We start from the raw sequence: 9,744 nt of genomic DNA, 5'->3' as shown, positions 1-9,744 counted from the left end.
TCACGAGGAAAGTGAACTTTTTCTTGACGTCCTACTTTTTCAACACTTTGAAAGCACTTGCCTTTTAAGGCAAGTGCTTTGATTCAATCTATGTAAATTGCCGTGCACCTTCCGTCGACTAGCTGCCATAAACGTTACTAGAGTAGTTAGCTCAGTTCAGGCACCCCTGCGGCACATGGGAGCGTCCGCTTACTGCTGCTTCCTTCCGGACCTGACAGGGTTCACGGATTCCCATTGCGCAGGACCCAAACGTCAACACCACTTACTCTAGGCAGACTCTACAGCAAACTAACCTAAAGAAGGAATTCAGCCTCGCTAGAGCGGATTGCGAGTACAGGGCACCGCTACCTCCCCGCTTAGCACGGCAATGCGTTATCACTAACGCAAGTATAAGTATATCTCTTTTTCATACAAATTGCAATGACTATACAATGGAATTTAATTGGAATTCAAACTACTTTTTTCTACCTTCTTTCGTTGACGTAAACGTCGGAAAAATTCACTTAGCATTTCTCCACATTGCTCAGCTAATACCCCACTAACGACCTCCACTTGGTGATTAAACCGTGGTTCTTGTAATAAATTCATTAATGTTCCGGCACATCCTCCTTTTGGATCGCTCGCCCCAAACACAACTCGTTTTATCCGAGAAAGAACAATGGCTCCTGCACACATCGCACAAGGTTCTAACGTCACATACAACGTTGCTTGTTCTAGTCGCCACGTCCCTAGTTTTTTACATGCTTCATCAATAGCTAAAAGCTCCGCATGAGCAATCGACCGTTGATCTCGTTCACGCAAATTGTGCGCTCGTGCAATGACTTCATCATAATGTACAATAATGGCTCCAATGGGCACTTCCCCAATTTCCTCTGCCTTTTTGGCTTCTTCAATTGCTAAATGCATGTAATACTCATCATTTTTCATCTTTTGAAACTCCCGTGCTTTTTTATCATCTATAAAAGTATATCAAAACAAAAAAGCAACATACAGACTAATCATTTTATGTTAAAATAAATTTTGTCTGTCTACACAGACGGTTTCACCTAAAGGAGGTTACACAATGTCCCGCGTGCCCTTTATTACTGTGGAAGGCCCAATCGGTGTTGGAAAAACATCATTAGCCAAGGTCATTTCAGACTATTTTCAATATGAATTGTTAAAAGAAATTGTTGATGAAAATCCCTTTTTGGGTAAATTTTACGAAAACATTGAAGAGTGGAGCTTCCAAACGGAGATGTTTTTTCTATGCAACCGTTACAAACAACTAGAAGATGTCGAAAAAAAGTTTTTAAGCAATGGGAAACCGGTTGTAGCTGACTATCATGTTTTCAAAAACTTAATATTTGCTAAGCAAACGTTAAAAGGAAAGCAATACGAAAAGTATGTACGAATTTATGACATTTTAACAAACGATATGCCAAAACCAAATGTCGTCATTTATTTACACGCTTCATTACACACGTTGTTAGAGCGTATAGCTATGCGTGGCCGCGAATTCGAAAAAAACATTGACCCGAACTATTTACAACAACTATCTCACGCTTATGAACAAGCAATGGAACAATTTGAACAAGCCCATCCTCACATTCCTGTATTGCGATTTAACGGCGATGAACTCGATTTCGTTCATCGTGATCAAGATCGATTTTATATTTTAAGTGAACTACAATCTGTTCTTAAAAGGAGCTTAGAACAATGAACTTACGAGAAAAATACCATATTCCAAGCGATGCTGTTATTACCATTGCTGGAACGGTCGGTGTAGGAAAGTCGACGATGACAAAAGCGTTAGCTGATGCACTTCAATTCCGCACTTCTTTTGAAAAAGTAGACACAAACCCGTATTTAGATAAATTTTATGCCGATTTTAAACGTTGGAGTTTTCATCTTCAAATTTATTTTCTCGCCGAGCGATTCAAAGAACAAAAACGTATTTTCGAATATGGGGGAGGATTTGTCCAAGATCGTTCCATTTATGAAGATACAGGCATTTTTGCAAAAATGCATTTTGAAAAAGGAACGATGTCGAAAGTCGACTATGAAACGTATACGAATTTGTTTGAAGCGATGGTTATGACACCATATTTTCCTCATCCTGATTTGCTTATTTATTTAGAAGGAAGTTTTGAGGAAATTATTAAACGTATTCGTGAGCGCGGTCGCCCGATGGAGCAACAAACACCGATTGAATATTGGAAAGAGATGTATGAAAGATATGAAAGATGGATTAATAGCTTTAACGCTTGTCCTGTTTTGCGTATTAACATCAATGAATATGATATTATCAGTGATGCTCAATCAATCGAACCGATTGTCGCAAAAATTGGGTATATGATTGAACAATATCGTGAGTTAAAAAAATAAGGATGCCCCAAACTAGGCATCCTTTTTTTGCATAAAACAAAAATTCGTTACACATTGTAACGAATTATTTCAATAAACAATCTCCATTTTATGCGCTGTGGTTTGTAAACACCGAAATGATGGCGGAGGAGGAGGGATTCGAACCCCCGCGCGCCTTTCGACGCCTCTCGGTTTTCAAGACCGACCCCTTCAGCCAGACTTGGGTACTCCTCCGTATCGACATGTATTAATCTATCATAATTATTATCCCATGTCAATATCTTTTATATGAGAAAGGGGAGCAACTTCTCCCCCTATGAAATCACTTCTTTTCCTCCCATGTACGGTCGAAGTACTTCTGGAATGACGACCGTTCCATCTTCTTGTTGGTAATTCTCCAAAATCGCCGCCACTGTTCGTCCGATGGCTAAACCAGATCCATTTAACGTATGCACATGTTCCGGTTTCGCCTTTGGATCACGGCGGAAACGAATATTTGCGCGACGAGCTTGAAACGCTTCAAAATTGCTGCAAGAAGAAATCTCCCGGTATGTTCCATAACTTGGTAACCATACTTCAATGTCATATTTTTTTGCTGCAGTAAAACCTAAATCAGCTGTACACATGCTCATCACACGATACGGCAAACCTAGTAGTTGTAAAATACGTTCTGCATCATTCGTTAACTTTTCAAGTTCTTCATAAGAATCTTCTGGTTTTACAAATTTAACAAGCTCTACTTTATTGAACTGATGTTGACGAATTAACCCGCGCGTATCTCTTCCTGCTGATCCCGCTTCTGAACGGAAACATGCACTATAAGCAGCATATTTAATCGGCAAATCGTCCGCTGATAAAATTTCATCACGATGTAAGTTAGTCACAGGAACTTCTGCTGTCGGAATTAAAAAGTAATCTTCACTCTCGATACGGAACGCATCTTCCTCAAACTTCGGAAGCTGTCCTGTTCCCGTCATGCTTGCTCGATTCACAATGTACGGTGGTAAAACTTCTTCATATCCGTGTTGTTCCACATGTACGTCTAACATAAAGTTAATTAACGCACGTTCCAATCGTGCTCCGAGACCTTTATAAAACACAAATCGACTTCCTGTTACCTTCGCTGCCCGTTCAAAGTCTAAAATACCAAGTTGATCAGCAATTTCCCAATGTGGCTTCGGTTCAAAAGAAAACGAACGCGGTTCACCCCATTTACGAATTTCTACATTATCATCTTCTGATTCACCAATTGGAACAGATTCATGCGGAACATTTGGAATCGATAAAAGTAACGTTTCAAGCTGTTGTTCCACTTCCCGCAATTCATCGTCAAGCACTTTAATGTGATCGCCAACTTGGCGCATTTCAGCAATGAGATGATCTGCGTCTTTTTTTTCGCGCTTTAATAAAGCAATTTGTTGCGACACATCGTTTCGCTTATTTTTTAATTCTTCCGCTTGTGCAATTAGTTCTCGACGACGACGATCGAGCTGCTCAAATCGTTCAAAATCCGCTAAATCCTCACCACGATGTTGAAGCTTTTGTTTTACTTCTTTAAAATGGGTACGTAAAAATTTTAAGTCTAACATCAACATGCCTCCCTTTATTTTGATTAATGAAATAAAAAACTCTCGTCCCAAAAGAAAGGGACGAGAGTGCTCCCGCGTTGCCACCCTAGTTGAAGACATACGTCTTCCACTCGAGAGATATAACGGTTCTCACCGGAAATGCCTACTAACTTCACGCGTTCAGCATTTCGCTCCAGGATGGATTCACAAGTCATTCCTGCCGATTCACACCAACCATCGGCTCTCTGAAAGGAAGAGGGCTTGCTACTAGTTCCTGTCATCGCTTTTTGTTCATATCATTTTCTTGGAAATAATGTACTATAAGTTTAAACAAAATGCAACCTGTCTATTCTTTCGCTTCTTTAACCATGTTTATAAAGTATTGCGTCATACGATGGTCATCTGTTAATTCTGGATGAAACGAACATCCTAAAAACTGTCCTTGTCTTGCCGCGACGATGCGACCTTCATACGTCGCAAGCACATCAACATCGGCCCCTACAGATACAATGTGCGGAGCTCGAATAAATACACCAATAAAATCGTCCGCAACACCTTTAATCGTTAACGATGCTTCAAAACTTTCGCGTTGACGACCAAACGAGTTGCGTTCAACCGTAATATCCATTAAACCAAGATGTGACTCATCATAACCAACAATTTTTTTAGCTAAAATAATCAATCCTGCGCACGTTCCAAACATCGGCTTCCCTTCGCTTGCAAATCGCTTCAGTGGTTCAATAAATCCGTATTTATCCATCAAGCGACGCATGGTCGTGCTTTCCCCGCCTGGAATGATGAGGCCGTCAATATCTGCAAGCTGTTCTACTTTTTTAACAACAACAGCTTCTGCACCACACGCTTCAATTGAACGTACATGTTCTCGTACAGCCCCTTGTAACCCTAGTACTCCTATCTTTACCATATTCATTGCTCCTTTACATTACCATCCGCGTTCTTGCATCCGTTGTTCAGGAAGCAACGAAGAAATATCGATCCCTTTCATCGCTCCACCTAATCCTTTAGATAAGTGAGCAATTAATTCGTAATCTTCATAATGAGTTGTTGCCTCTACGATAGCACGTGCATATTTTTCAGGGTTTTCTGATTTGAAAATACCTGAACCGACAAATACACCATCAGCACCTAAATGCATCATTAACGCCGCATCCGCTGGTGTTGCGACACCACCTGCTGCAAAGTTAACGACAGGAAGACGACCGAGACGTTTGATTTCTAATAATACTTCAAACGGAGCACCTAAATTTTTCGCTTCTGTCATCAATTCGTCTTCGCTCATGCTGACGACTTTGCGCACTTGCGCGTTTACTTTACGCATATGGCGAACTGCTTCAACAATATTCCCTGTACCCGGTTCACCTTTCGTACGAAGCATGGAGGCACCTTCAGCAATACGACGAGCTGCTTCACCTAAATCACGGCAACCACATACAAACGGCACAGTGAATTGACGTTTATCAATATGAAATTCTTCATCTGCCGGCGTCAACACTTCGCTCTCGTCGATATAATCTACACCGAGCGCCTCTAATACGCGCGCTTCCACGTAGTGACCGATACGCGCTTTCGCCATTACCGGAATAGATACTGCCTTCATCACTTCTTCAATTACAGTCGGATCAGCCATGCGGGCAACGCCACCAGCTGCACGAATATCAGCTGGAACGCGCTCAAGAGCCATCACAGCAACTGCACCTGCTGCTTCTGCAATTTTTGCTTGTTCTGCGTTGACGACGTCCATAATGACGCCACCTTTTTGCATTTCCGCCATTCCGCGTTTTACACGTTCTGTACCTGTAACCGCCACCGTTCATTCCTCCCATTTATGTATATCGTTATTGTGATATTGTACTGAAAAATAAGTTTAACGACAACTATTCATCACTTCAGTACACTATCCATATTCTAGCATACGTTTTTACTAGGTAAAAGTGTAGAAGCGCTAGCTACATTTTTTTATTTTAACTCAATTTTTTAAAAAATCACAATAAAAATTTTAAAGCCCTCTTTTTAGAGAGCTTTAAAACAACCCTTTAATTACGTTTGAAGCACCATGCCAAATGTCGCTAAACAGTCCACCAATGGCGCGCATCGCTAAAACAAAGCCATTTGCTTTCTCTACAGCTTGTTGTGTTACGATGTCAACTTGTGCTGCTTTTTCCCCTTCTTTCGTTAAATACCCGTAGTCTGTTCCTTCATATTTCACATACATATACCCGACTTTTTGACCTTTTTTCACAGGAGCTGTTAACGTTTCTTTTTCAATGACAACAACAGGCTTATATTTTTTTTCTTCACCGCGCTTGATGACAAACGACAATGGTTGTTTTGTTGCAATCGAAACTTCTTTTTCTTTCCCTTTTTGTACTGTGATCGTTTTATGTTTTTTTGTCATATAGCCTTTTGGATATAATTGTTGTACAGTATAGTTGCTAAACGCATAGTCTAACATTTTTCTTGTCTGTTCAAAACGCGACAAATGCGTACCTTTTCCGTTCGTTTTGGCATTCATGACAACGGTAATAAAACGCATGCCATTCCGCTCTGCTGTACCGGTGAAGCAATACCCTGCAAACTCTGTATATCCCGTTTTAATACCATCCACACCTTCATATGCTGCAACAAGTCCCGGAAGCATCCAGTTCCAGTTATCCATTTTAATTTGATCATCCGTTCCTTCTCGGAAATACTTACGAGGAATACTTGCTGTTTCTAAAATTTCAGGGAATTCATGATATAAACGATATGCTAATGTTGCCACATCGCGAGCAGACATCACATTTTCTTCATTATCTCCACTACCTGCCGGGTGCAGTCCTCCTAAATCTTTGTTATTTAGTCCAGTTGCATTGACAAACTTATAATCTTTTAATCCTAACTCTTTGGCTTTTTCATTCATCATTTTAACGAAATTCGTTTCCGACCCACCAACAATTTCCGCAATTGCAACCGTTGCTCCGTTCGCTGAGTAAATAGCCATCGCCTCGTATAATTCACGTACTGTATATTTTCCGTCTTTTCTCAACGGAACGTTCGATAAGTCTCGCTTTTGAGAAATTTGATATACATACTCACTTACTGCATATTCTTGATCCCATTTCACGCGTCCCTCATGAATCGCTTCTAGCAACAAGTATTCCGTCATCATTTTTGTCATACTAGCAATTCCTAAAACCGCATCAATATTTTTTTGATATAAAATTTTTCCCGTTTCCGCTTCAACAAGAATAGCAGCATCGGCTTCAATATTGAGCACGTCTTCTTCCGCCTTTGTGTTTTGCGGTAACGTCACCATAAATAGAAACATTGCTACAATGGAAATGATGAAGCTCTTGTACCATGTTTTCACGCTCAAACCCTCCAACTCTGTTTTACATAACCGTTATTTTAGCATACTCTTGTAAAAAAAAATAGACAGAGGAATCTTCCACCTCCATCTATTTGTTTACTACATAAGTGAGTAATTCGGAGCTTCTTTCGTAATTTGAACATCATGTGGATGACTTTCTCTTAATCCTGCTCCCGTCATGCGCACAAATTGAGTTTTTTCTCGCAATTCTTCTAAGTTTTTCGTTCCGCAATAGCCCATTCCTGCACGCAACCCACCAATAAGTTGATAAATCGTATCGGCAAGTGGTCCTTTATAAGGTACACGTCCTTCAATGCCTTCTGGAACAAATTTTTTATTATCTTCTTGGAAATAACGATCCTTACTTCCTTTTTCCATTGCTCCAACTGACCCCATGCCACGATATACTTTAAATCGTCTACCTTGATAAATTTCTGTTTCTCCTGGGCTTTCAGACACACCCGCCAATAGACTACCAAGCATAACCGCATGTCCTCCAGCTGCTAAAGCTTTTACGATGTCGCCAGAATATTTAATTCCTCCATCAGCAATAATCGGAACACCGTATTTTCGTGCTTCTGTTGCACAGTCATAAATGGCTGTAATTTGAGGAACGCCAACACCTGCGACAACACGCGTCGTACAGATCGATCCAGGACCAATACCGACTTTAATGATATTTGCTCCTGCTTCAATTAAATCCTTTGTCGCCTCTGCTGTCGCGACATTTCCCGCGATAATGTTTAATGTTGGATAAGTGTCGCGAATTTTACGTACCGTTTCAAGCACTCCTTTTGAGTGACCGTGAGCTGTGTCAACTACTATGACGTCAACATTTGCTTCCACAAGCTTTTTCACGCGCAACATCGTATCTGCCGTAACTCCAACAGCCGCTCCGACAAGAAGACGTCCTTTGTCGTCTTTTGCTGCGTTTGGGAATTCGATAACTTTTTCAATATCTTTGATAGTAATAAGTCCTTTTAACACACCTTGATCGTCAACGAGAGGGAGTTTTTCAATTTTATACTTTTGTAAAATTTTCTCTGCTTCTGCTAATGTCGTTCCCACAGGGGCTGTAATCAAGTTCTCTTTTGTCATCACATCAAAAATTTTCATTGAGTAATCTTGAATGAAGCGTAAATCACGATTCGTAATAATTCCAACAAGTTTTTGTTCTTCAGCGTTATTCACGATTGGAACGCCTGAAATACGATATTTACTCATTAAATGTTCTGCATCATATACTTGATGTTCAGGAGTTAGAAAGAACGGATCCGTAATGACGCCACTTTCAGAACGTTTTACTTTATCGACTTGTTCCGCCTGTTGTTCAATTGACATGTTTTTATGAATAATTCCTAATCCTCCTTGGCGTGCCATCGCAATCGCCATTTCCGCCTCGGTTACCGTATCCATTCCTGCGCTAATGATCGGGATATTCAATTTTAACGTTTTACTTAGCTCAACAGTTAAATCGACATCACGTGGCAACACTTCTGACTTAGCTGGGATTAAAAGGACGTCATCAAATGTCAATCCTTCTTTCGCAAATTTTGTTTCCCACATTGTTTTTCCCCCTCACTTTGGAAATATTAATTAGTAGAGTATCAACTTCGCTTTTTTCTGTCAAGAAAACACGAAAATGTTAGATAATTCGATCAATTACATAAGGAGAATATACGATGTGGGAAGTATTTTACTCATCAAATTTTGTACACGAATTTTTACTTGAACGCTACAAACAAGAAGGACGGGAGGACGCTGAAAAGAAAAGTTATAACAATTGTTATCCATTTATGTACTACTTACAACATGGAAAAAAATTTTATGACACAGCTTGCCAAGCACCATTAGCGATTAAACCTGTTTTATTATTTTATGGGAATGTACAGCTTCTTAAAGCGTGTTTATTAACAATCCACCCTGATTATCCAGAATCATCATCAGTTTTAGCACATGGAGTATCAACGAGAAAAAGAAAAAAACAAAACTACGATTTTTTTAAAGACGAAGTAAAAATTCAAAAGTATGGGTTATTTACTTATTTTTCTGAAAAAATGTTTCATGTGAAACATGCATATGGGGAAAAATTTTGCATGAAACAGCTGCTAGAACAAATAGAAGAACTAACCCCTTTATTTCATCTATATTTTAAACAAACAAATGGACAAAACAAGCGTATTCATGAAATCGTTGCTCACTATTTATTGCTATACAATTTAAGTATGATTTGCCGTTACGAAACGGAATGGTGGTACGATCTCCTTCATAGTTATTCAAATGATGCGTATCCTTTTATTGTACAGTTTTTAGAAGTAACTGAACATAAAATACCACTCTATTTGTATCATTATTTATTAGGTAGCAAAAAAGACCAAGACTAAATTGTCTTGGTCTTTTATCTTCGCCCGGCAACGTCCTACTCTCGCAGGCGGTGTCCCGCCAACTACCATCGGCGCT

9 protein-coding genes, 1 tRNA gene, 1 other RNA gene and 1 other annotated feature are annotated in these 9,744 nt (G+C 39.8%); of the genes, 3 read left to right on the top strand and 8 right to left on the bottom strand.

The genetic code is table 11. The features are described from left to right. Positions 1-100: 100 nt before the first annotated feature. Positions 101-365: signal recognition particle sRNA large type (ffs, locus tag ACYQY7_RS13165), an RNA gene on the bottom strand. Between the two features lie 73 nt (positions 366-438). Beyond that, the gene (gene tadA / locus ACYQY7_RS13160) at positions 439-927 is read right to left on the bottom strand and encodes a tRNA adenosine(34) deaminase TadA (protein WP_461202716.1); all 489 of its coding nucleotides are present in this window, start codon (positions 925-927) and stop codon (positions 439-441) included. A gap of 136 nt (positions 928-1,063) precedes the next feature. Between tadA and ACYQY7_RS13155 the strand changes: the two genes are divergently transcribed. Next, positions 1,064-1,702 carry a deoxynucleoside kinase gene (locus ACYQY7_RS13155; protein ID WP_461202714.1) on the top strand — a complete coding sequence of 213 codons (639 nt, stop codon included), beginning with the start codon at positions 1,064-1,066 and terminating at the stop codon, positions 1,700-1,702. Next, positions 1,699-2,367 (top strand): deoxynucleoside kinase, encoded by a 669-nt coding sequence (locus ACYQY7_RS13150; RefSeq protein ID WP_461202712.1) that lies wholly within the window; start codon positions 1,699-1,701, stop codon positions 2,365-2,367. The genes ACYQY7_RS13155 and ACYQY7_RS13150 overlap by 4 nt, the downstream gene beginning before the upstream one ends. 120 nt (positions 2,368-2,487) lie before the next feature. On the opposite strand, the gene ACYQY7_RS13145 is transcribed toward ACYQY7_RS13150, so the two are convergent. The 6 genes from ACYQY7_RS13145 to guaB form a co-directional block, all read right to left on the bottom strand. Next, positions 2,488-2,580 (bottom strand) — tRNA-Ser (locus tag ACYQY7_RS13145). Positions 2,581-2,660: 80 nt separating this feature from the next. After that, positions 2,661-3,935 carry a serine--tRNA ligase gene (gene serS, locus ACYQY7_RS13140; RefSeq protein ID WP_461202710.1) on the bottom strand — a complete coding sequence of 425 codons (1,275 nt, stop codon included), beginning with the start codon at positions 3,933-3,935 and terminating at the stop codon, positions 2,661-2,663. A 53-nt stretch (positions 3,936-3,988) separates the two neighbouring features. Continuing rightward, positions 3,989-4,204 (bottom strand) — a binding site (T-box leader). 56 nt (positions 4,205-4,260) lie between these two features. Further along, positions 4,261-4,839 (bottom strand): pyridoxal 5'-phosphate synthase glutaminase subunit PdxT, encoded by a 579-nt coding sequence (pdxT, locus tag ACYQY7_RS13135; RefSeq protein ID WP_461202708.1) that lies wholly within the window; start codon positions 4,837-4,839, stop codon positions 4,261-4,263. Between the two features lie 18 nt (positions 4,840-4,857). After that, complete coding sequence (gene pdxS, locus ACYQY7_RS13130; protein ID WP_004888477.1) at positions 4,858-5,742, bottom strand: pyridoxal 5'-phosphate synthase lyase subunit PdxS; 885 nt, start codon at positions 5,740-5,742, stop codon at positions 4,858-4,860. Between the two features lie 213 nt (positions 5,743-5,955). Continuing rightward, on the bottom strand, positions 5,956-7,284 hold the full coding sequence (locus tag ACYQY7_RS13125) for a D-alanyl-D-alanine carboxypeptidase family protein (protein WP_461202706.1): 1,329 nt from the start codon (positions 7,282-7,284) through the stop codon (positions 5,956-5,958). Positions 7,285-7,383: 99 nt separating this feature from the next. Next, the gene (guaB, locus tag ACYQY7_RS13120; protein ID WP_461202704.1) at positions 7,384-8,850 is read right to left on the bottom strand and encodes an IMP dehydrogenase; all 1,467 of its coding nucleotides are present in this window, start codon (positions 8,848-8,850) and stop codon (positions 7,384-7,386) included. 116 nt (positions 8,851-8,966) lie between these two features. On the opposite strand from guaB, the gene ACYQY7_RS13115 reads away from it, so the two are divergent. After that, complete coding sequence (locus tag ACYQY7_RS13115) at positions 8,967-9,668, top strand: YaaC family protein (protein WP_461202702.1); 702 nt, start codon at positions 8,967-8,969, stop codon at positions 9,666-9,668. Positions 9,669-9,744: the final 76 nt, after the last annotated feature.

The sequence above is a fragment of the Anoxybacillus sp. TBDG-1 genome (assembly GCF_054815885.1).
The sequence above is the reverse complement of the archived record's forward strand: the minus strand, read 5'-3'. Positions and strand labels throughout refer to the sequence as shown.